Genomic DNA, 22,037 nt, shown 5'->3' with positions numbered 1-22,037 from the left:
CTCGGCCTGCGCCCGCGCGGGCTGGACCGCCGGCTGGTGGAGGCGGCCACGCTGGGCGGGGCCCGCGCCCTGGGCATGGACCGGGGCAGGGGACGGATCGGCGCCCTGACCCCCGGCGCGCGCGCCGACTTCGCCGTCTACGACGCCCGGGGGCGTTACCCGTACGCCGCGCTGCTGGCCCAGCCACCCTGCCTGGGCACGGTGGTCGGCGGCACCGTCAGCGGCACAGACGGTGGCCCAGACAGCGGTACAGGCGGCGTCACAGTCACCCCGGCCCCTCCTCCACCAGCCCCAGCAAGTCCCTGAGCCGCTCGCGCTGCTCCTCCGTCAGCACCGCGAACAGCTCCTCCCCCGCCTGCCTGCGCGCGTCGCGGGCCCGCTCGCCCAGCGCCCGGCCCTCCGGGGTGATCACGACCAGCGTCGAGCGGCGGTTGGCCGGGTCGACCTCCCTGCGCGCCAGCCCCGCCGCCTCCAGCGCGTCCACGACCGGCGTGAGCGAGCGCGGCACGATGCGCAGCTCGTCGGCCAGCCGCACCATGCGCATCGGCCGCTCGGCGCCGGCGAGCGCGCGCAGCGCCCGCGCCTGGCCGGGGTTGAGCCCGAGCGGCACCAGCCGGTCGGCGTAGCCGTGCCGCAACCGCCTGCCGACCAGGAACAAGAGCTCGCCGAGCTCCTTTTCTGCCATGCCGGATAGTTTAGCCGGAACAAATATGAGTTAACCTCTGTTTGAGTGGACATCTGAAAGGAGGCCCCACTTGGCGGAGGAACCACGAGCGCCCCTCGGGCGGATCATCAAGCTCTTCGTCGCCTACCGCGGCCGCCTGGCCGTGGTGGCCTCGTTCATCCTGCTGTCCTCGCTGGTGTCGCTGGCCTCGCCGTTCCTGCTGCGCGAGGTGCTGGACGTCGCGATCCCGGCCAGGGACACCGGGCTGCTCACGCTGCTGGCCCTGGGCATGATCCTGGTGGCGGTCACGACGACCGTGTTCGACGTGCTGCAGACGCTCGTCTCCACCACCGTGGGCCAGCGGGTGATGCACGACCTGCGCATCGCGGTCTACACGCACCTGCAGCGCATGTCGCTGGCGTTCTTCACCCGCACCAGGACGGGCGAGGTGCAGTCGCGCATCGCCAACGACATCGGCGGCATGCAGGCCGTCGTCACCTCGACGGCCGCCTCGATCGTCTCCAACCTCACCACCGTGATCGCCACGATCGTGGCCATGCTCGCGCTCGACTGGCGGCTGACCGTGGTCTCCATCGTGCTGCTGCCGGCGTTCGTGTGGATCAGCCGCAAGGTCGGCTCCGAGCGCAAGCGCATCACGTCGGAACGGCAGCGCAAGCTGGCGGGCATCGCCTCCATGGTGCAGGAGTCGCTGTCGATCAGCGGCATCCTGCTGGGCCGTACGATGGGCCGCTCGGCCGAGCTGACCGAGCGCTTCGGCCGGGCCTCCGACGAGCTGGCCGACCTCGGCGTGCGTACCAGCATGGCGGGGCGCTGGCGGCAGTCGTCCATCCAGCTCGTCATGGCCGCGATGCCCGCGATGATCTACTGGGCCGTGGGCCACACCGGGTCGATCTCGGTGGGCACGCTGGTGGCGTTCACGACGTTGCAGGCCGGACTGTTCCGGCCGATGGTCTCGCTGCTGCGGCTGGGGGTCGAGGTGCAGACCTCGCTGGCGCTGTTCGGGCGCATCTTCGAGTACCTCGACCTGCCCGTCGAGCTCCGGCCAGGCCCGGCGGTGCTGCGTGACGTGCGCGGCGAGGTCCGCTTCGAGCAGGTCGACTTCTCGTACGGCGAAGGCCCCACGCTCACCGGCGTCGACCTCACCGTGCCGGCGGGCACCAGCCTGGCCGTCGTGGGCGAGACGGGCGCGGGCAAGACCACGCTGAGCTACCTGCCGCCCAGGCTCTACGACGTCACCGGCGGCCGGGTCACGATCGACGGGGTGGACGTGCGGGAGCTGACCTTCGAGTCGCTGAGCGACGTGGTCGGCGTGGTGTCGCAGGAGACGTACCTGTTCCACGCCTCGATCGCCGACAACCTGCGCTTCGCCCGTCCCTCGGCCACCGACGAGGAGCTGGAGGCGGCGGCGCGGGCCGCGCGCGTGCACGACCTCATCGCCTCGCTGCCCGACGGCTACGACACCGTGGTGGGCGAGCGCGGCTACCGCTTCTCCGGGGGCGAGAAGCAGCGCCTGGCCATCGCCCGCACACTGCTGCGCGACCCGCCGGTGCTGATCCTCGACGAGGCCACCAGCGCACTCGACACGCAGACGGAGAAGGCCGTGCAGGAGGCGCTCGACGCGCTGGCGCGGGGGCGTACGACGATCATGATCGCGCACCGCCTGTCCACCGTCCGCGACGCGGACCAGATCGTCGTGCTCGACCACGGACGGATCGTCGAACGCGGCACCCACGACGAGCTGATGGCCCTGGGCGGCCACTACGCGGCGCTGGTGAGCCGCGACCAGCCCCTCGAACTCGTCTGACCCCGTGAGCCGAGCGCGTGGACGCGCCCCGGCCGCTCACCAACCGCGCAGGGAGTAGGCGATCACCCCCTCGGGCAGGTCGGCGACGCGTGACAGCGCGCCGGTGCCGATGTTCCAGCCGAGCAGCCTGTCCCCGCTCTCGATGATCACCGTCTCCTGACCGATCCAGCCGCGTACGGCGCAGCCGCGCTTGCCGCACCTCGTGTCAGGGGAGTTGCCCCAGGGCAGGAGCAGCGTCCTGACCACCCGTCCCGTCGCGACGTCGGCCACGACGACCACGTCGGCGGCCACCGCGGGCAGGTCGTCGTGGGCGTACGCGGACTGGGCGACGAGCCCGCCGCGCTGCCATCCGTGGCGGCCCAGGACGCCCACGGGCATGCCGCCCTCGTCGGTGAGGCGCCGGACGTCCAGCTCCACCTCCCACCCGCCCTCCTGGAGGACCGTACGGCCGCCTTCGCCGGGCGAGACGATCCTGAGGTCGCGGTAGCCCGCGACACCCGCGAAGCCCGCGTACGGCTGCCGCCGCACCTTCCCCGTAGCCAGGTCGAGCAGGTAGTTCGCCTCTTCCTGCTCGACGAGGAGCCGCTCGCCGCGCCAGAGCACCACCTCGTTGAACCCCGGCACCGGATAGCGCCTGACCTGGCCGATCACGAGGTCGACGACCACCACCTCGTCCTTCTGCGGGAAGGCGGCCATCGTCCCGTCGGGGGCGAGCGCGTTGGGCTTCAGCGGCGTCCCGCCGTTGCCGCCGGCGTCCACGGAGTCGCCCAGCTTCACGTCGAGCGGGACCCGGCCGCCGGACTTCAGCAGGTAGATCTTCCCGTCGCCGAACTCGGCCAGCGCCAGGACGGGCCCGGGAACCGCGCTCACGACGGGGAGGCCGGCCCACTCCTGCGGCAGTTCCGTCGCCAGCGTGGGCAGCCCCGCCTCGCCGCTGGGCGGCGGCGCGGTGTCCATCGCGGGGGGCGGCGGGATCGCGGGCGTGGGGGTGAGGCTGGGGTAGATGGTGATGCCGCGCTCGACCGGCTCAGGGGACAGGGCGACCCCAGCCACGACCAGCGCGGTGACCGTGGCGGCCACCGCGGCCGCCGTCCATCGGCCGCGGGCCCGACGCCGCGTGCCCTGCCGCCACAGCTCGCTCGCGCGGGACGGCCCCTCGGGCAGGGTCTCGGCGAGATCGTCGAAAAGCTCCCGCAGCCTCTGGTCCGTCATATCAACACCTCTTCCAGTTCGGGAGCGACCTCGCGCAACCGCCTGAGCGCCGCGTGCGTCTGGCTCTTCACGGTCCCGGACGAGACCCGGAGGATCGCGGCGACCTCCCCGACGGGCAGGTCCTCGTAGAAGCGCAGCACCAGCACCGCCCGCTGCTTCACCGGCAGCCTGGCCAGCGCGCGGGCGAACACCACCTTCAGGTCCGACGCCCGCGAGCCGTCGTCGTCCGCCCGCTCGGGCGGCTCCCCGTAGGCGAACTCCCGTTGCCTGCGCCACTTGGACGCCACATCCCTGTACAGGGTGGTACGCACATAGCCGGCAGGGTCGGTGTGCACCTTCGACCAGCGGCCCGCCAGCTTGATCAGGGCATCCTGCAGCACGTCCTCGGCCAGGTGCCGGTCACCGCTGATGAGGATGGCCGCACGCAGCAGCCGCGGGTACCAGGCGGCGACGAACGCCTCGAACGCCTCGGAATCCGTCATGTAGGCAAGACGTCTGAGAGAGGGCGAACGGTTGGGGCCTTCGCGAAATCGCCCGATCTGAGTGCCTGAACCGGCGATCAGGCAAGGAAGCGTCGGCGCAGGCCCCAGGGCAGGCCAAGTCCCCGTATTCCTGCCCGTTCCCTGGGTAGGGGGCACATATGACCGAAACACCTCCGAACCGGTACGGCATGAGCGATGAGCAGGAGATCGAGGTCAGAGAGTGGACCGACGATCTCGGCTTCCGCCATGAGATCGTCGAGGACGACCCGCAGCACCGGGACACCCTCGACGAGCGCCTGCGGCGGGAGGCCCCGGAGCGGCTGCGCGGCCCACGGCCCAAGCATCGCCTCACGCAGCCCGACGAGGGGCTCGCACCGGATCGGGAAAGCGAGGAGATCGGCGAGGACTGGGTTGACGACACCGACGACCTGTCGGCCGAGGAACGGGCGGTCCGCATCGATCCCGACGAAAACCTCACATGAGGCGGCCGAGCACCGGCAGCACCCCGTGCAGGTCGTCGACGATCGCGTCGGCGGCCTGTGCCTGGGGGCGCTCGGCATGCAGGTAGCCCCAGGGGCCGCGGCGCAGCAGCGCGGTCCGCATGCCCGCCGCGGCGGCCGGGAGCACGTCGTTGTCGAGCCGGTCCCCCACGTAGAGGATCTCGGCCGGCTCGCGGCCGGCCACGGCGGCGACCTTGGCGAAGAAGCCGGCCTCCGGCTTGGACACGCCCCACCCCTCGGAGGTGTGCACGGAGTCGGCGGGCAACTCCATCGCGACGAGGGCGTCGTAGGCGCGGCTCGGCTGGTTGCCGGCGATGATGACCTGGTATCCGGCCTCGCGCAGGGCGGCCAGGGCCGGGCGCGCGTCGGGGTAGAGGTCGTCGGCGTCGAAGTGGTTGCGCAGGCCGCCGGGGTCGTCCCGCTCCCAGGCGGCCTCCTCCGCCACGAGGTCGAGGCCGGGGCGGACGAGCCGGAACGCGTCGTCGTGCGGACGGTCGAGCGCGGCCATCCCGCCCAGCGCCCCCATGAGCACGAAGGGGCTGACCCCGAGGCGCTCGGCCCAGCGGGTCCAGATGCGCGTCTCGCTGATCAACGTCTCCCCGACGTCGAACACCACTGCTCTGATCATCGATCCCCCTGCTCGATCGGCCCTGCTTCGTCTCATCTGACTGGGCACTAGTACCGGACAAATATCCGCAAGGGGGATTTTTTCATGCAACCAGAGCGTGACGCGAAAGACCGGCAACTCGACGCCGACCGCGTGCCTCTCGACGACCTCACGATGACCACGGACCAGGGCATCCGGGTCGACGACACCGACAACTCCCTCAAGGCGGGCCTGCGCGGGCCCACCCTCATGGAGGACTTCCACGCCCGCGAGAAGCTCACCCGCTTCGACCACGAACGCATCCCCGAGCGCGTGGTGCACGCCCGGGGCGCGGGCGCGTACGGGATCTTCGAGCTGTACGAGCCGCTCGCCGACCTCACCTCGGCGGCCTTCCTGAACGACACCTCGGTCAAGACGCCCACCTTCGTACGGTTCTCGACCGTGGCGGGCTCGCGCGGCTCGGCCGACACCGTACGCGACGTGCGCGGCTTCGCCACGAAGTTCTACACCACCCAGGGCAACTTCGACATCGTCGGCAACAACTTCCCGGTCTTCTTCATCCAGGACGGGATCAAGTTCCCCGACTTCGTGCACGCCGTCAAGCCGGAGCCGCACAACGAGATCCCGCAGGCGCAGTCGGCGCACGACACGTTCTGGGACTTCGTGCAGCTCCAGCCCGAGACGCTGCACATGGTCATGTGGCTCATGTCCGACCGGGCGATCCCGCGCAGCTACCGGATGATGCAGGGCTTCGGAGTGCACACGTTCCGGCTGGTGAACGCCTCGGGGCAGGGCACGTTCGTCAAGTGGCACTGGCGGCCGGTGCTGGGGACGTACTCGCTGGTGTGGGACGAGGTGCTGCGCGTGCAGGGCAACGACCCCGACTACAACCGCCGCGACCTGTGGGAGGCCATCGAGCGCGGCGCCTGCCCCGAGTACGAGCTGTGCGTGCAGCTCGTACCCGAGTCGCGCGAGCACGACTTCGACTTCGACCTGCTCGACGCCACGAAGATCATTCCCGAGGAGCAGGTGCCGCTGCGGCGCATCGGCAAGATGACGCTCAACCGCAACCCGCAGAACTTCTTCGCCGAGACCGAGCAGGTCGCCTTCCACACGGCGAACGTGGTGCCCGGCATCGACTTCACCAACGACCCGCTGCTGCAGGCCAGGAACTTCTCCTACCTCGACACCCAGCTCCTGCGCCTGGGCGGGCCCAACTTCCCGCAGATCCCGGTCAACCGGCCGATCGCCCCCGTACGCAACGACCAGCGCGACGGCTTCCACCAGCACCTGATCCACGAGTCGCGCACCAGCTACGCCCCGAACTCCATCAGCGGCGGCTGCCCGGCGGCCATGGACGGCTACCGGCACTACCAGGAGAAGGTGGAGGGCACCAAGATCCGGATGCGCAGCCCCAGCTTCGGCGACCACTACAGCCAGGCCACGCTCTTCTGGAACAGCATGGCCCACTGGGAGAAGCGGCACATCGTGGCCGCGTTCCTGTTCGAGCTGGGGCACGTGGCGCGCAAGCACGTCAAGGAGGGCGTGCTCGTGCACCTGAGCAAGATCCACCCGGACCTGGGCGCCCAGGTGGCGCGGGGCCTCGGCCTGCCCGCGCCGGCCACGGGCGAGGTGCACACGAACGCCTCACCTGCGCTCAGCATGACCGGCCAGCCGCGCAGCGTGGCCACCCGCAAGATCGCCGTTCTCATGGCCGACGGCACGGACGCCGCCGCCGTCTCCTCCTTCCGCCAGGCCCTGGAGGGGCAGGGGGCGATCTGCGAGATCGTCGCACCGCACGAGGGCGAGGTCGGGGGCGTCCCGGTAGACCGGCAGCTCAGCGCCGTCAGCTCGGTCACCTACGACGCCGTGGTGGCCGCGGACGGCGCGGCGCTGGCCGGGGAGTCGCGGGCGCTGTTCTTCGTCCTGGAGTCCTTCAAGCACGGCAAGGCCGTGGGCGCCGTGGGGTCGGGCCGCCAACTGGTGGAGGCGGCCCGGCTGCCCAACGACGTGGGGGTGATCGTGGGCGACGACATCGCGGGGTCGTTCGCGGAGGCCGTGGCGGGCCACCGCTTCTACGACCGGGACGTGTCCCGCGTGCCCGCCTGACCACCGACGCGCGCGTTCATGGGGTGAGCTTCTCCAGGGCCTTCGCGATGCGCTTCTCCGACACGGGGGTCGGCGTGCCGAGGGTCTGGGCGAAGAAGCTCACCCGCAGCTCCTCGATCATCCACCGGATCTCCACGACGTCCGGGTCGCCCCGGCGCGCGGGACGCAGGCGTTGCAGCACGTCGTGGTAGTCGTCCTCGACCTTGTGCACCCGGTCCGTCCACTCCTGGTCGCGCCAGGGCTCCTCCGGGAGCTTGGTGAGGCGGCGCTCGATCGCCCGCAGGTAGCGCAGGAGGTCGGGCAGCCGCCGGTGGCCGGTGGCCGTCACGAAGCCCGCGTGGACGAGCCTGCCGAGCTGGTCGCGTACGTCGTCGGTGGCCGCGCTCGCCCGCAGCGCGTCGAGGCGGACGCCGACCTCGTGCCAGACGCTCAGGATCTGCTCCACCTTGGCCAGCACCTCGCGCGCCGTCTCGTACAGCTCGGCGCGCACGTGCTGGTAGAGGCGGTCGAAGGCGACCGGCTCCCAGGCCGGGCCCCCGACGTCGAGCATCAGCTTGTCGACCGCCGCGTTGACCACGTCGTCGAACAGCGCCACCGCCCCGCCGTGCGGGCTGCGTGACAGGGCCAGCTTGGCCTGGTTGGACAGGCCGCCGAGCAGCGACTTGGCCGGGTTGGTGACGTTGAGCAGGAGCAGGCGGCGGACGCCGGGCCAGTGGGAGCGGCGCTGCTCGGCCTCCGTCTCGAAGATCTTGATCGAGACCGAGTCGCCCGCGTCCACCAGCGCCGGGTAGCCCTTCATCCGGCCCTGCTCGAACACCTTGGGCAGGGCGCCGAAGCTCCACGTGTGCAGGCCGGTCTGCTCCAGGTCGTCGCCCGCCTGCGAGAGCGTCTGCCGCAGGCGCGGCGCCAGGCGGCGTTTGAGCGCGTCGAGGTCTTTGTCCTCGGCCACCGTACGGTGCCGCTCGTCGATCACCCGGTACGTGATCCGCAGGTGGTCGGGCACCTGGTCGAGCTGCCAGGACTCGCGCGGCACGCGTACGCCGGTCAGCCGCAGCAGCTCGCGCTCCACGGCCTCCAGCAGCGGCTCGCCGCCCTGGCGGACCCCGGCCAGCACCTGCGTGGCGTAGTTGGGGGCGGGCACGAAGTTGCGCCGCAGGTTTTTCGGCAACGACCGGATCAACGCGGTGATCAGCTCTTCGCGCAGCCCCGGGATCTGCCAGTCGAAGCCGTCGGAGCTGACCTGGTTGAGCACCTGGAGCGGCACGTGGACCGTGACGCCGTCGGCGTCGGCCCCCGGCTCGAACTGGTAGGTCAGCTTCATGCGCTGACCGAGTTGCTTCCAGTTGTCGGGGTAGTCGCGGGCGCTGACGTCGGCGCCCTCGTTGACCAGCATCTCCGGCGAGAACGTGAGCAGCTCCGGCTGCTCCTGCCTGGCCTTCTTCCACCACGAGTCGAAGTGGCGGGCCGAGACCACGTCGGCCGGGACCCGGTGGTCGTAGAAGTCGTAGAGGGCCTCGTCGTCGACCAGGATGTCACGGCGGCGGGCGCGATTTTCCAGCTCCTCGACCTCTTCGAGCAGCCGCCGGTTGTCCTTCAGGAAGCGGTGGTGGGTGTCCCAGTCGCCCTCGACCAGCGCGTGCCTGATGAACAGCTCGCGCGACAGCTCGGGGTCGACGCGGCCGTAGTTGACCTTGCGGCCGACCACGAGCGGCACGCCGTAGAGGGTGACCTTCTCCAGGGCGATCACCGCGCCCTGGTTCTTCTCCCAGTGGGGCTCGGAGTAGGTGCGCTTGACCAGGTGCTGGGCCACGGGCTCGACCCAGTCGGGCTCGATCTTGGCGTTGACCCGGGCCCACAGGCGCGAGGTCTCGACGAGCTCGGCCGACATGACCCACTGCGGCTGCTTCTTGGCCAGCGCCGAGCCGGGGAAGATCGCGAAGCGGGCGTTGCGGGCGCCGAGGTATTCCTGGATCGGCCGCCGCCCGTCGGCCCCGCGCTTCTCCATGACGTCTTTCACGCCGATGTGCGACAGCAACCCGACGAGCAGCGAGGCGTGCACGTGGAAGGGCTCGGCGGGCCCGCTGGTGGGCTGGGCCCCGAGCGTCTGGCGGATCTGGCTGTAGATGTCCTGCCACTCGCGTACGCGCAGGTAGTTGAGGAACTCGGCCTTGCACAACCGCCGGAACGCGCTGGAGGACAGCTCTTTCTGCTTGTCGCGCAGGTAGTTCCACAGGTTGAGGTAGGCCAGGAAGTCGGACTCGGGGTCGGCGAAGCGGCGGTGCTTCTCGTCGGCCTGCTGCTGCTTGTCGGAGGGACGTTCGCGCGGGTCCTGGATGGACAGCGCGGCGGCGATCACCATGACCTCGCGCAGGCAGCCGTTCTTCTCCGCCTCCAGCACCATGCGGCCCAGGCGCGGGTCGACCGGCAGGCCCGCCAGCTTGCGCCCGATGCCGGTGAGCTTGCCGTGGACGTCGAACGCGCCCAGCTCGTGCAGCAGGTTGACGCCGTCTTTCACCTGGCGGCGGTCGGGCGGCTCGACGAACGGGAACGCCTCGATGTCGCCCAGCCCGATCGAGGTCATCTGGAGGATGACCGAGGCCAGGTTCGTCCGCAGGATCTCGGGGTCGGTGAACTCCGGCCGGGTGAGGAAGTCGTCCTCCTCGTAGAGCCGGACGCAGATGCCGTCGGAGGTGCGCCCGGAACGGCCCTTGCGCTGGTTGGCGCTGGCCTGCGAGATGGGCTCGATCGGCAGGCGCTGCACCTTGGTGCGGTGGCTGTAGCGGGAGATGCGGGCGAAGCCCGGGTCGACCACGTATTTGATGCCCGGGACGGTGAGCGAGGTCTCGGCCACGTTGGTGGCCAGCACGATGCGGCGGCCGGTGTGGCGCTGGAAGACGCGGTGCTGCTCGGCGGCGCTCAGCCGGGCGTAGAGCGGGAGGATCTCGGTGTTGCGGAACTCGGCCTTGGCGAGGGCGTCGGCGGCGTCGCGGATCTCGCGCTCGCCCGACAGGAAGACCAGCACGTCGCCGGGGCCCTCCCCGATCAGCTCCCGGCAGGCGTCGACGATGCCCTGCGTCTGGTCGTCGTCCTCCTCCAGCGGCCGGTAGCGCACCTCCACCGGGTAGGTGCGGCCGGAGACCTCGATGATCGGCGCGTCGTCGAAGTGGCGGGAGAAGCGCTCTGGGTCGATCGTGGCGCTGGTGATGACGACCTTGAGGTCGGGGCGCTTGGGCAGGAGCTGTTTCAGGTAGCCGAGGATGAAGTCGATGTTGAGGCTGCGCTCGTGGGCCTCGTCGATGATCAGCGTGTCGTACTGGTCGAGCAGGCGGTCGTTCTGCAGCTCGGCCAGCAGGATGCCGTCGGTCATGAGCTTGACCAGGGTGCGCTCGCTCGCCTGGTCGGTGAAGCGGACCTTGTAGCCGACCACCTCGCCGAGGCCGGTGCCCAGCTCTTCGGCGATGCGCTCGGCGACCGTGCGGGCGGCGATGCGGCGGGGCTGGGTGTGGCCGATCAGCCCGCGTACGCCCCGGCCCAGCTCCAGGCAGATCTTGGGGATCTGGGTGGTCTTGCCGGAGCCCGTCTCGCCCGCGATGATCACGACCTGGTGGTCGCGGATGGCCTCGAGGATGTCATCCCTGCGCTGGGAGACGGGCAGGTTTTCCGGATATTTCACCTTTGGTACGGCTTCGCGGCGGCGTACCAGCCGCTGCTCGGCCCGTTCCACGTCGGCGAGGATCTCGGCGACGATCTTGTCCCGCGTGTCGCGGGAGCGCACCCGGCGCATGCCGTCGAGCCTGCGCCGCAGCCGCCGCTCGTCGCGCGGCATGAGCTGGGGCAGGCGGGACTGGAGCTCGGCGAGTGGAGAGGACAAGGAAGGAGTTCCCATACTGCTTTCAGGATATTTGAGCCCCGCGTCGCCGGAGCCAACCAACCATGCTGCCCGACCGCGCCCACCTCCCGCATCCCAATATCACCCGCGCCCCGGCGATCGCGGACCGGCAGGCTGCGGACCGGCGGGCAGGCGGATCAGGTGGCGGGCAGGTCAGGTGGCGGGCGGGCAGGCGGCGGGGGCAGGTGGGTCAGGTGGCGGTCGCCCGGTCGGCGGCGGCGTGGGCGGCGCCGACGATGCCCGCCTGGTTCTGCAGCGTGGCCGGGACGACGGGCGTGTCGAGGTGCACGTGCGGCAGGAACTTGTCGGTCTTCCTGCTCACGCCCCCGCCGATCACGATCAGCGACGGCGAGAACAGCATCTCGACGTGCCGCAGGTACTCCTCCACCCGCTCGGCCCACTTCTCCCAGCTCAGCTCGTGATCCTCGCGGACCCGCGCGGAGGCCCGGTGCTCGGCGTCCTTGCCGTGCAGCTCCAGGTGCCCCAGCTCGGTGTTGGGCACCAGGACCCCGTCGACGAACAGCGCGCTGCCGATGCCCGTGCCGAACGTCAGCACCAGCACCGTGCCCCGCTGCCCCCGCCCCCGTCCGAAACGAACCTCGGCCAGGCCCGCCGCGTCGGCGTCGTTCAGTACGGTGGCCCCGCCGAACAGCCGGGCCGCGTCCACGCCCACCCACGAGCGGTCGACGTTGGCGGCCGACCTGACCACTCCGTCCACCACCACGCCGGGAAAGGTGACGCCAACTGGGCCGTCCCAGCCGAAATGCCGCACGATCGAGGCCACCACCTCGGCCACCGCGTCCGGCCGGGACGGCTCGGGCGTCGGTATGCGGAGCCGCTCGTCCACCAGCTCGCCCGTCTTCGTGTCGACCGGCGCGCCCTTGATGCCCGAGCCGCCGATGTCGATGCCCAACACGTTCATGATGTCCCTCTCCCCTGCCGGTCGGGGAAAAACCCTAATTCCAGACACGGCTGAACCCGCCCCAAGGTCCCAAATTCCAGCCATGACTGAACCCATCCCCGGGCCCTCCGCGTATCTCGCGTCACAAGCGCTATCTAGGAGGCAACGGATGCGGCCACGCATCATCACACTCTGCGCTGTTGCGGTCGTTCTGGGAGCGACTCTCACCTCTCCCGCACACGCCACCACCAGGACCAGATTCGACGTCACCAACCTTGTGTCGGACGTCAAGGGCAAGGCCCCTGTCACCGACCCCAAGGTCGTCAACCCGTGGGGCCTGGCCATGGGCAAGACCCTTTGGGTCTCGAACACCGGCACCGGTAGCGCCACCGTCTACTCCGGCACGGGTAAGAAGGAGAAAACGGAGGTGGCCATCCCGGGCGGGGCCCCGACAGGCCAGGTGTTCAACTCCGGCGACGGCTTCACCGTGAAGGACAAGCCCGCCACCTTCATCTTCTCCAGCCCCAGCGGCGCCATCTCCGGCTGGAACGCCGAGGTCGACCCGGCCAACGCGATCATCGCGGCCTTCACCCGGGGCGCCGACTACAAGGGCCTGGAGCTCGTCCAGACCGAGGACGAGGAGTTCCTGCTGGCCGCCGACTTCGCCGGTGGCCGCGTCCACGCCTTCGACCAGGACTTCCGGCGTATCGGGCTGGCCAACTGGCAGTTCAGGGACCGGACGCTGCCGAAGGGCTACCACGCCTACAACGTGGCGGTGGCCAACGGCAACATCTGGGTCGCGTACGCGTTGCGCGACGCGTCCACCGGCAAGCCGGTCTTCGGCAAGGGGAAGGGCTTCGTCAGCCGCTTCGACGCCACGGGACGCCTGACCGGCCGCATCTCCCGTGCCGGGCTGAACGCCCCCTGGGGGCTCACCGCGGCGCCCAAGGGCTGGAGCCAGTACGCGGGCGCGCTGCTGGTCGGCAACTTCGGCGACGGGACCGTGCACGCGTACCGGCAGGGCCGCCACCTCGGCGCGCTGACCACCACCGGCGGCAAGCCGGTCGTGCTGCCCGGCCTGTGGGACCTGCAGCCCGGCACCGCGGCCACCGGCGGCGAGAGCGCCCTGTGGTTCTCCGCCGGGATCGACGCCACCAAGCACGGCCTGATCGGCGTGATCGCCCCGCAGGGCACCAAGGTCAGCTCGACGGGGGCGGCAAGCACGCCGTCGAGCAGCCCGACGCCCTCGGCGAGCCAGAAGACCAGCGCCCCCGCCACCCAGAACCCCTATGGCGGGTACTGACCGGCGCCCGGTCGCCGCCGCCCTCCCGGCCGGGCGAGAGGCGCGGCCCGCCGGCCTCGGCGGGGGCGGCGGTCACGGGCTACAGTCGGGGCCGTGAGCGAGCGATCTTTCAGCGAGTGGCTCAGGCTGCGGTCCGAACCCGACTGGACGGCGGTGGTGACCCACCCCTTCGCCATGGCGATCACCAAGGGGACGGTGGCCGACGACGCGATGCGGCGCTACCTGGAGCAGGACTTCCAGTTCGTGGACTCTTTCACGGCGCTGCTCGGCGCGGCCGTGGCCAGTGCCGACGGCTTCGAGGCGCGGGTGCCGTACGGCACGTTCCTCGGGCAGGTGGCCACCACCGAGGAGAAGACGTACTTCCATCGGGCGCTGGCCGAGCTGGGCGGGCGTACCGAGGTGCCGCTGGAGCCGGTGACGGCGGCGTTCAGGCGGCTCATGGACGAGGTCCGCACGTCTCAGGACTACCTGAGGATCGTCGCCGTGCTGTGCGTGGCCGAGTGGTGCTATCTCGGCTGGGCCTCGCACGCCGCCGAGCCGCTGCCGGAGAGCTTCGTCCACCGGGAGTGGATCGAGCTGCACGAGGGTGCGGAGTTCCGGGCCTGGGTGGCGTTCCTGCGCGGCGAGCTGGACCGCCTGGGCGCGGACCTCCACCCGGACCCGAACGAAGGCACGGACGAAGACACCGGCGACACCGGCGACACAGGCGCGGAGCTGAGGCGGCGGGAGGTGCTCGACGTGTTCCGCCGGGCCGTGGCGCTGGAGCGGGCCTTCTTCGACATGGCGGCCGGGCCGGGCGAGGGCTCCGCGAGCTGACCCGGCGTTCACCGCACAGAACAGCTAGCCCAGCACGGCCGCCAGGTCCTGGACCGACCGGAAGTGGACGCCGGTCATGCCGAGCGCCCTGGCGGCCTCGACGTTCGGCAGCCGGTCGTCCACGAACAGGCAGCGTCCCGGCACGGCCCCGGCGCGCTCGGCGGCGATCTCGTAGATGCGCGGGTCGGGCTTGGCCACGCCGACCCGGGCGCTGCTGACCACGGCGTCGGCGAAGTACGTCAGCCCCAGCAGCTCCATGTGCTCCTCCAGCGTGTCCATCGCGTTGGTCACGATGACCACCGGCACGTGCCGCTGCGCCTCGGCCAGCAGCGCCCTGACCTCCTCGTCCACCCAGAAGCCGATGGCGGTGAACTCGGCCACGGCCTGGCGGGCCCGCTCGTCCCCGCCGAGGGCGGCTATGATCGACTCGGTCCACTGCCGCTCGGTGGCCTGGCCGAGCGTCGGCGGGGTGATCAGCTCGGGAGCGAAGGCCGTCTTCATGAGGGGCAGCCCGTAACGGGCCTCGATGTCGGCCTGGGCGGCGTGGTCGAAGTGGCGCAGCACGCCATCGAAGTCGGTGAGAACCGCGTCAAAGGGGATCACAGCTCACCATTGTCCCCTTGTCGGCAACCGGCGGGGTCCCGCCGCAGGTGCGGTGGCGACCGGCGGCACTACCATCTCCGAGACAGGATTCGGTTTCGGAACGGTAGGGCATGAGCGATCATCGGCTGCCAGGCGGGCTGGGCCGGCTGTTCGCCGACGGCGGCAGTGGCCGGCGGCTGCCCGTGGCGTTGCCCCCCGGTGAGGTGGTCTGGCCGGATCCCGGCTACACGAGGCAGGGGGACGCGCCGCGGCCGGCGTTCTGGATGAGCGACGAGCCGGTGAGCAGCGAGGGCTGGGCGGTGCTGCGCGACTGGCACCCGCACAGCGGGCTGTGGCCGGTGCTGCTCGACGAGTCGGCGCAGCCGTGGGGGGTCGGCCAGGTCCTCCCCGACGATCCCCGCCAGATCGACCACTTCACCGCCGAGGGTTTCATGGCCGAGGTGTGGCAGGAGTGGGTGACGCAGATGCCGCAGGACGCGCTGGACGAGCTGGAGCCGTACGGCGGGATCTGTCCCGGCCTGGCCGCGCCCGGCGTGCCGCGGGCCGATCCTGAGGCGGTGGCCGACTGGCTGGCGGGCGAGCTGGCGGTCAGGGGAATGCCGCTGGGCCTGGTCGCGGCCGGCCGGGGCGCCGACGCGCTGGCGGTCATGGGCTGGCAGGGGGCGTTGCACCACAACGAGTGGATGGTGCCGATGGCGGCGGTGGTGCGCAGTTGGGAGGACAGGTTCGGGGCGCGGGTGGTGGGCGTCGGGTTCAACACGCTGGACCTGAGCGTGGCGGCGCCGCCGGTCGATCCCGAGCACGCGTTACACGTGGCCGCCGAGCACTGGACGTTCTGCCCCGACAACGTGGTGCAGGGACCCGGCGACCTCGAAGGGTACGCCGAGCAGCTCATCGGCGGACACGCCTGGTCGTTCTGGTGGGACTGAGGTCCTGAACGGACCGCGCGGCCCCTCCGCGACGGCCGGCGAAAACCGCCGTCGTCACGGAATGCGGGCCACGGCACCGTAACCACCGGACGCGCTGGGCTGTTCCACACAGGCGTCGTCGCGAGGACCTGGCCGCCATTCCGGGACCCACACCAATCCCGGATCGACCAGCACCAGACCTTCGAGCAACGCCTTGACCTCCTCCCTGGTACGAATCGCGTGCCCCGGCAGCGTCATCGCCAGCAGATCGTGAATGGCCGGCAACAACTCCGCGGGAATGGCGTCGAACGTGGTCTGCACCAACGACAGGTAACTCCTTTCCGGAACCACCTGCCTTATCCGCTTGATCACGTAATGGAAGAACTCGTCGTCGTTCAGGCTGTGGGTCGACAGCAGCAGCACGGCCATCGGCCGGTCCCAGTCGAGGAACGTCTGCAGCACCCGGTCGTCGAGCACGTCGTCGATCTCGCGTATGTCGCCCTCCACCACGCGTACGAGGTCGGTGACGGGCTCGATGGTCGCCCTCGCTCCGGCCAGCACCATGGGGTCGTTCTCCACGTAGACCACGCGTGGCACCGGACCGCCCAGGGCGTCACGGGCGACGTCGTGCAACCGCCCGCCGAGCGGCAGACCGCTCGGCACCCCACTCCCGACGATCACGAACTGGTCCACACCTTCGGTCGCCACGTGACGGACCACCCGGCACAAGAAGTCGAGCACGGCACGTGCGGCCGTCGTCGTGATCGGAGCGGCCGTGTCATAACGGCGCACCGCGTTTCTGTCGGCCGCGAAGTGGTCCTTCCCACCGGCCGCGGCGTCGAGGATACGGGTGAGCCTCGCTTGGGTCATCTCCAGCTTCGCCAGGTTTCGGATGGCACGCTGACGCATTGAGTGTTGCCCCTTTCCCCTCGCCCACTATCTCGGGAAAAGTTGTCCTTTCGGACCCCACTCGATGACCCAGAACATATGATCCCCGCCCCACAGCGGAAGACAACCTGAAAAACCATTGGATTTGGGTATAAGTGCGTCACCTTACCCAGGCATAAATGATCTCTCGCGCGGGAAGCCGCTCATTTCGCGAGCGAACGCGAAAGCCTTTCGCGATGAGCGTTGAGCAGCTCGAAAGTCTCGTCGCGAGTGGTCGTGGTGACCGAGAGCTTGGTGAACGCCTGGTGATAGGCCTCCACCTCACCCGTGTCGGTGACCAGCGCGTCGGACTCGATGCCGTGGGCGCAGGCGATGTCGGACTCGAACGCCTCGGCGAAGCGCCAGAGCGTGAACGGCCCGGTGCGCGGCGCGTAGACGGGGTCCTCCATCGGCACCACGTGCAGGGAGACGTTGGGCCGCTTGGCGTGCTCGATCAGCACGTCGAGCTGGCGGAGCTGGACGTGCGGGCCGACGATCGAGCGGCTCAGCACGCTCTCGTCGATCACGGCCCACAGGACCACGCCGTTGTCGCGGGACAGGGCCTCCTGGCGGGCCAGCACGAGGGCGACCGCCTCGTCGACCGTCTGCTGCCCGAGCGTCGCGGGGCCGTTGACGGTGATGGCGGCCCTGGCGTATTCCTCGGTCTGCAGCAGCGGCGGCACGAACTGGTTGTGGTAGGTGCGGATCACCGTGGCCCGTTGTTCGAGGGCGTAGCCGGTGGCCAGCCAGACGGGCACGGACTGCGCGTCGTACCAGGCGGCCTCGCGCTCTCCCCTGGCCAGCGAGAGCACGTATTCGCGGATGGGCGCGGCGGCGACGCCGTAGACGGCCAGCAGGCGCTCTACGGTGATCGGGGCGGGGGCGATGCGGCCCTCCTCGACGGCCGGGATCGCCGCCGCTCCCCTGCCGATCGCGGTCTCCACCTGCTCCACGGAGAGCTGGGCGGCCAGGCGCAGGCCGTGCAGGCGCTTGCCGAGCGCGCGCCGCTGCGGCCCGCTGAGCGGCGCGCCCGCCTCGGGGATGTCGGAGGTGGGCTCGGGCTCCTCGGGCAGCCCCTCGGCCTTGCGGGCCAGCTCGACCACGCCGCGCAGCACGGCCAGCGACTCCTCGGACAGACCCGAGGCGGACAGGCCGACGTTGGCCGCCCGCACCTGCAGGTCTTCGACCGAGCCCGACTCCAGGTGGTCGTCGCCGACCAGCCAGCCCACGCTCACCTGCAGGCACGAGGCCAGCGCCCTGAGCACCTGGAGGGTCGGGTTGGTCTGCTTGCCCGTGCGCAACTGGCTGACGTAGGCGCGGGTGATGGGGATGCCCGCCTCCGTCAGGGCGGAGGCGACCTGCGCACCGGTGAAGCCGCGCTTGGTCAGCGCGAGATCGAGCCGTTCGGCGAAGTTCGCCACGGCACACCTCCTACCGCCCGTGAACTTTTCCAGCGTAAGGGACGCCGGCTCCAGTGTCCCCTGCCATGCGGGCAAGCTCTGCCACGCGTACTGGTATCAACTTATGCGCAAACTGTCAGTTGACATAGTCCCGGTCATAAGCGGACTATCAGAGCGTGTGGTAACTGAGGCTTAACAGCCTAAGGGTTCTTGAGAGATTGCCCCCAGGCAAGGAGGTGGCCGGACATGACCGTGGATCCCCAAGGTGCTTCCTGGTTCACCGAGGAGCCGGCCCTCACCCGGCAGGAGCGGGTCGTCCAGCGCATCTGCGCCCGCGTGGCCGGGCCGGAGGCGGGTGTGCACGTCGCGAGCCTGCCGCTGGGCGGGGTCCAGGTCTGGCTGGACAGCCCCGGTCATCGCTGGCGCTTCTACCACCGGATGGCCCGAGTGCTGCGGCTGGCCGGCTGGCACACGGAGACGGGCCCTGATCGGCTGCTGTTGCTCGGGTGGAGTGCGGTCTGCCTGAGCCACCGCGCCAGGATGCTGGCCGCCGCCCTGTCGGGACGGCTGGCCGACTTCGACAAGACGGCGTTCACCGCCGTCATGGTCGCCACCCGGCTGCGTCACGACGGGTTCCCCGCCGCTGACCTACCCGCCGAGGTGGAGGCCCGCTGCGCCGACGAACTGCGCTGGCCCGCCCGGCTGGCCGACCTCGCCGGTCTCGAACGCCGGTCGTCCCTGGAGCCGATGCGGCTCCGGCTGGCCCAGGTGGCCGGTCTTGAGGACAAGGTCGCCCGGCGCTGCGGCGAACACCTGGCCCTCGCCTCCAAGGTCGCGCGTACGGTCGCCGGCGGTGCGGGGCCGGCCAGGACGCGCCCGGCGAGACCACGTCCCGCGGCGCAGGGCACCGGGCTGACCGAGCGCATGGTCTGCGTCAGCGTGCCCAACGTCGCCGAGAGCACCAGAACCGAGAGCGCCCAGGGCGCCCAGAGTGCCGAGGGCACCGAGGGCACGGTGAGGGCGCGATGACGCTGACACACGGACGCGAACACCGGGCCGCCCCGGCGCCCGCGGCATCGCCGCGGCACCGGACGCGGTTACCGGCCCTGAACCGCCCGGGCGCGACGCAGGTCATCACGGCCGCGCCCGGGGCTGTCCCGCCGGGAGACCGGCGGGATCAGGGCCCCGGTGTCGCGCAGAAGCTGGCGCCGCCATCAGGCGGCGGCCGGTCACCGGCCTCCCACGGCCGGTCCGGACCGCCCGCCGCTCATGCGGAACGGATGGCGGCGCTGTTGGCGCTGGCCCCGGCGCTACCCCATCCCCCCGGCACCGTGCGGCACGTGCCCGACCTAGTCGGCCCGGTGTTGTTGGCCAGCGCGGTAGCGGCTGGCGTGCTGGCCAACACGAGGGGTAGCGCCTGGGGCCGGCTTTCTCCCCGCCGGCCCGGTAGCACGGCCAGTACGGCCGTGCGCCGAGCCGGGCCCACCAGGGCCATTCACGGCGGGGGGCCTGGCTCCGATCGGCGGGTTTTGACGATCGGAGCCCTCAGCACGGGAGCGGGACCGGACGAGGCGATCGCCGTGACGGGCGCCACGGCGCCGATCGACCTGCCGGTCCTCCGGGGAGGGGTCCCCGGACATGCCTCTGTGCTGGCGGCCGACCTGCCGGCCGCCGTTCTGCTCGCCGCCGCGGCGTTGGTGCGGGTCGCCGGGGCGTCGGGACATGAGACCGGACTCCGATCTCGAAGCGCGGCGGAAGAGGGGCCGGCGACGCTGCGCCGGCTCCTCGCCGAGCCGCGCGACCACGACGACCGGGTACGGAGCGGCGCCGCGCGACATTCGGCCCGCCCCGCCGTCCCGGAGCTCCACCCCCATCCAACAGGCAACCCGCTATAGACAGGAGCGATCATGCTCACCGGCGAACTGCGCAGGTCACAACCACACGAAGTCCACGCGCGGGGCGTACGGCCCGGCACGCCGTCGTCCTCGGGCGAGGACCAGCCCGGCCCGCCGCCGGAGCCGCCGCGCACCGTGCACCGGCTGCGCCGCATCCGGCAGGTGTCGGTCGAGGCCGTCACCGAGATCGACCAGGCGCTGCGGCACCGCGCCTCGTGACCTTCCCTCGCCTTCCCCGCACAGGAGGAATTGCCATGCGCACCGTCCGGGGCACACAGTGAGCCGGAACAGGGTCGGCGTGATCGTGGCGCCGGCGAACCCGTCGGCGGAGCCGGAGCTGACGCGCTTACTCGGCTCGCGCGCCGACATGCACGTCGCCCGCCTGCCCGTACGGCCGGGGCCGTCCCTGGCGGACCGGCTGGAGGGCTACAACGCGGCCCTGCCCGCGATGGCGGGCGCGTTCGAGGGCCTGCGGCTGGACGCCATGGTCATGGCCTGCTGCGAGCCCCGCTACCTGCTCGGCCCCGACGAGGACCGAGAGCAGTGCGCCGAGATGACCGCGGCGACCGGGGTGCCGTTCGCCTCGGCCACGCTGGCCACGCGCGAGGCGCTGGACCACGTGCGGGTGGAGGACATCGTCCTGGTGTCGCCGTACCAGCCGTGGGTGACGGAGCTGGCCGAGCGGTTCTGGAAGACGGCCGGGCTGAACGTCACCCGGGTCGTCCAGGTACGCGCCCGCGACGGCTACTCCTCCTACGCGCTCACCCCGTCGGAGCTGATCAGCCAGGTCGAGCTGGCGGAGCTGCCGGCCGACGCCGTCCTGCTCTTCACCGGCACCGGCCTGCCGACCTTACCCGTGCTCGGCCCGCTGACCAGCGGGAACGACCGGATGTTGCTCACCTCGAACCTCTGCGTGGCCTGGTGGGCCCTGTCCAGGGCGGTCGGCCGGCACGTGACGCTCGGCCGCCTGCCGTACCGCCGCGGTCCCCTGGCGGCGCAAGGAGGGCGCACGGCATGAACGGCGTCATCGTGGTCGGCGCCGGGCCCGCCGGGCTCACCGCCGCCCTCACCCTGGCCCGCGCCAGGATCCCGGTCACCGTGCTGGAACGGGAGAACGACCTGTCCCGGCAGCCGCGCGCGTGCACGTTCCACCCCGCCACGCTCGACCTGCTGGACGACCTCGGCGTGGCCGCCCGGCTGGTCGCCGGTGGCCGCGTGGTCGATCGGGTGCAGTGGCGCGACCGGTCCGGGATCGTGCTGGCCGAGATGGGCATGGACCGGCTCGACGGGCTGACCAGGCATCCGTTCCGGATCCACGCCGACCAGGCGGCGCTGACCCGGCTGCTGCTCGGCGCGCTCAGCGTCTACCCCGAGGCGGACGTGCGGTTCGGCACGACGGTGGACGGCGTGGCCGAGGGCGGCACAGGGATCCGGGTCCGTGTCGGCCACACCTGGACGCGGGCCCGGTACATGATCGCCGCCGACGGCGGGCACAGCACCGTACGCGGCTCGCTCGGCCTGCCGTTCCCGAGGTCGGCCTATCCGGCGCAGGCGCTGCGGGTGTTCACCGACTCGCCGCTCGACCGGCTGCTGCCCGGCCTGGCACCGCTGACGTACGTGCAGGACGTGCAGCAGTCGTGCACCCTGCTGGGGCTGCCCGACCACTGGCGGATCATCTTCAAGATCCCCTGCGACGCGCACGAGCCGTTGTCCGCGTCGAACCTGTCCCTGCTGGTGCGCAGGAACCTGCCGGGCGCCAGCGAGCCGATCCGCGTCACGGGCGCCGACCGGTTCGGGCTGTCCAGGGGGGTGCTGACGTCGTACAGGTGCGGGCGGGTGCTGTTCGTGGGCGACGCGGCGCACCTGACCTCCACGGTCGGCGGGCTCAACATGAACGCGGGCATCCACGACGCGGCCGAGGCCGGCCGGGCGATCGCGGCCGTGATCGGCGGCGCCGCCCCGCCCGCCGCGCTGGAGGCGTGGGCCTGGCGGCGGC

General features: G+C 71.2%; 21 protein-coding genes. 12 read left to right on the top strand and 9 right to left on the bottom strand.

Going from position 1 to position 22,037, the window contains the following annotated elements; genetic code table 11:
• Nucleotides 1-306, top strand: a 306-nt coding sequence (locus tag ABD844_RS48830) for an amidohydrolase family protein (RefSeq protein ID WP_344895591.1), incomplete at its 5' end; no start/stop codon positions are given.
• Here ABD844_RS48830 and ABD844_RS48825 read toward each other — a convergent pair.
• Entirely contained in the window at nucleotides 266-685 is a 420-nt protein-coding gene (locus ABD844_RS48825; RefSeq protein ID WP_344895588.1) for a MarR family winged helix-turn-helix transcriptional regulator, read from the bottom strand. The two genes, ABD844_RS48830 and ABD844_RS48825, sit on opposite strands and share 41 nt — an antisense overlap.
• A gap of 70 nt (nucleotides 686-755) precedes the next feature.
• Here ABD844_RS48825 and ABD844_RS48820 point away from each other — a divergent pair, with 70 nt between their 5' ends.
• Nucleotides 756-2,489: an ABC transporter ATP-binding protein gene (locus tag ABD844_RS48820; RefSeq protein WP_344895585.1), complete on the top strand. Its 1,734-nt coding sequence runs from the start codon at nucleotides 756-758 to the stop codon at nucleotides 2,487-2,489.
• A 36-nt stretch (nucleotides 2,490-2,525) separates the two neighbouring features.
• Here ABD844_RS48820 and ABD844_RS48815 read toward each other — a convergent pair whose 3' ends face one another.
• Both ABD844_RS48815 and ABD844_RS48810 read right to left on the bottom strand, forming a co-directional pair.
• The gene (locus ABD844_RS48815; protein ID WP_344895582.1) at nucleotides 2,526-3,701 is read right to left on the bottom strand and encodes a hypothetical protein; all 1,176 of its coding nucleotides are present in this window, start codon (nucleotides 3,699-3,701) and stop codon (nucleotides 2,526-2,528) included.
• On the bottom strand, nucleotides 3,698-4,183 hold the full coding sequence (locus tag ABD844_RS48810) for a SigE family RNA polymerase sigma factor (protein ID WP_344895578.1): 486 nt from the start codon (nucleotides 4,181-4,183) through the stop codon (nucleotides 3,698-3,700). Before ABD844_RS48810 ends, ABD844_RS48815 begins: the two co-directional genes overlap by 4 nt.
• Before the next feature lie 158 nt (nucleotides 4,184-4,341).
• On the opposite strand from ABD844_RS48810, the gene ABD844_RS48805 reads away from it, so the two are divergent.
• Nucleotides 4,342-4,665 carry a DUF5709 domain-containing protein gene (locus tag ABD844_RS48805; protein WP_344895575.1) on the top strand — a complete coding sequence of 108 codons (324 nt, stop codon included), beginning with the start codon at nucleotides 4,342-4,344 and terminating at the stop codon, nucleotides 4,663-4,665.
• On the opposite strand, the gene ABD844_RS48800 is transcribed toward ABD844_RS48805, so the two are convergent.
• Nucleotides 4,658-5,311, bottom strand: a complete 654-nt coding sequence (locus ABD844_RS48800; RefSeq protein WP_344895572.1) for an HAD family hydrolase — start codon at nucleotides 5,309-5,311, stop codon at nucleotides 4,658-4,660. The two genes, ABD844_RS48805 and ABD844_RS48800, sit on opposite strands and share 8 nt — an antisense overlap.
• Nucleotides 5,312-5,395: 84 nt before the next feature.
• On the opposite strand from ABD844_RS48800, the gene ABD844_RS48795 reads away from it, so the two are divergent.
• Nucleotides 5,396-7,399, top strand: a complete 2,004-nt coding sequence (locus ABD844_RS48795) for a catalase (RefSeq protein ID WP_344895569.1) — start codon at nucleotides 5,396-5,398, stop codon at nucleotides 7,397-7,399.
• A 16-nt stretch (nucleotides 7,400-7,415) separates the two neighbouring features.
• On the opposite strand, the gene hrpA is transcribed toward ABD844_RS48795, so the two are convergent.
• Nucleotides 7,416-11,285 (bottom strand): ATP-dependent RNA helicase HrpA, encoded by a 3,870-nt coding sequence (gene hrpA / locus ABD844_RS48790; RefSeq protein WP_344895566.1) that lies wholly within the window; start codon nucleotides 11,283-11,285, stop codon nucleotides 7,416-7,418.
• Between the two features lie 193 nt (nucleotides 11,286-11,478).
• Nucleotides 11,479-12,210 (bottom strand): polyphosphate--glucose phosphotransferase, encoded by a 732-nt coding sequence (gene ppgK, locus ABD844_RS48785; protein ID WP_344895563.1) that lies wholly within the window; start codon nucleotides 12,208-12,210, stop codon nucleotides 11,479-11,481.
• Between the two features lie 148 nt (nucleotides 12,211-12,358).
• Between ppgK and ABD844_RS48780 the strand changes: the two genes are divergently transcribed.
• A complete protein-coding gene (locus tag ABD844_RS48780; protein WP_344895560.1) occupies nucleotides 12,359-13,492 on the top strand; it encodes a TIGR03118 family protein in 1,134 nt (377 codons plus the stop codon).
• A 93-nt stretch (nucleotides 13,493-13,585) separates the two neighbouring features.
• The gene (locus ABD844_RS48775) at nucleotides 13,586-14,308 is read left to right on the top strand and encodes a TenA family protein (RefSeq protein ID WP_344895557.1); all 723 of its coding nucleotides are present in this window, start codon (nucleotides 13,586-13,588) and stop codon (nucleotides 14,306-14,308) included.
• Nucleotides 14,309-14,332: 24 nt separating this feature from the next.
• Here the strand turns inward: ABD844_RS48775 and ABD844_RS48770 are convergent, their stop codons facing one another.
• Entirely contained in the window at nucleotides 14,333-14,911 is a 579-nt protein-coding gene (locus tag ABD844_RS48770; protein ID WP_344895555.1) for an HAD family hydrolase, read from the bottom strand.
• A gap of 110 nt (nucleotides 14,912-15,021) precedes the next feature.
• Between ABD844_RS48770 and ABD844_RS48765 the strand changes: the two genes are divergently transcribed.
• Entirely contained in the window at nucleotides 15,022-15,840 is an 819-nt protein-coding gene (locus ABD844_RS48765) for a DUF4253 domain-containing protein (protein WP_344895553.1), read from the top strand.
• A 54-nt stretch (nucleotides 15,841-15,894) separates the two neighbouring features.
• Here ABD844_RS48765 and ABD844_RS48760 read toward each other — a convergent pair whose 3' ends face one another.
• The gene (locus ABD844_RS48760) at nucleotides 15,895-16,728 is read right to left on the bottom strand and encodes an SAM-dependent methyltransferase (RefSeq protein WP_344895550.1); all 834 of its coding nucleotides are present in this window, start codon (nucleotides 16,726-16,728) and stop codon (nucleotides 15,895-15,897) included.
• A gap of 182 nt (nucleotides 16,729-16,910) precedes the next feature.
• Nucleotides 16,911-18,167 carry a Scr1 family TA system antitoxin-like transcriptional regulator gene (locus ABD844_RS48755; protein ID WP_344895547.1) on the bottom strand — a complete coding sequence of 419 codons (1,257 nt, stop codon included), beginning with the start codon at nucleotides 18,165-18,167 and terminating at the stop codon, nucleotides 16,911-16,913.
• 225 nt (nucleotides 18,168-18,392) lie between these two features.
• Between ABD844_RS48755 and ABD844_RS48750 the strand changes: the two genes are divergently transcribed.
• The 5 genes from ABD844_RS48750 to ABD844_RS48730 all read left to right on the top strand — a co-directional run.
• Nucleotides 18,393-19,175 (top strand): hypothetical protein, encoded by a 783-nt coding sequence (locus tag ABD844_RS48750; protein WP_344895544.1) that lies wholly within the window; start codon nucleotides 18,393-18,395, stop codon nucleotides 19,173-19,175.
• Nucleotides 19,176-19,675: 500 nt separating this feature from the next.
• Nucleotides 19,676-20,041 (top strand): hypothetical protein, encoded by a 366-nt coding sequence (locus tag ABD844_RS48745; protein ID WP_344895541.1) that lies wholly within the window; start codon nucleotides 19,676-19,678, stop codon nucleotides 20,039-20,041.
• Nucleotides 20,042-20,053: 12 nt separating this feature from the next.
• A complete protein-coding gene (locus ABD844_RS48740) occupies nucleotides 20,054-20,260 on the top strand; it encodes a hypothetical protein (RefSeq protein WP_344895538.1) in 207 nt (68 codons plus the stop codon).
• Nucleotides 20,261-20,318: 58 nt separating this feature from the next.
• Nucleotides 20,319-21,059, top strand: a complete 741-nt coding sequence (locus ABD844_RS48735) for a maleate cis-trans isomerase family protein (protein WP_344895536.1) — start codon at nucleotides 20,319-20,321, stop codon at nucleotides 21,057-21,059.
• On the top strand, nucleotides 21,056-22,037 hold a 982-nt coding region (locus ABD844_RS48730; RefSeq protein WP_344895533.1), incomplete at its 3' end, for an FAD-dependent oxidoreductase. The genes ABD844_RS48735 and ABD844_RS48730, both read left to right, overlap by 4 nt.

It is taken from the genome of Nonomuraea antimicrobica, assembly GCF_039536965.1.
In the GTDB taxonomy this organism is placed as follows: domain Bacteria; phylum Actinomycetota; class Actinomycetes; order Streptosporangiales; family Streptosporangiaceae; genus Nonomuraea; species Nonomuraea antimicrobica.
This window is presented reverse-complemented; position numbering and strand designations above follow the sequence as displayed.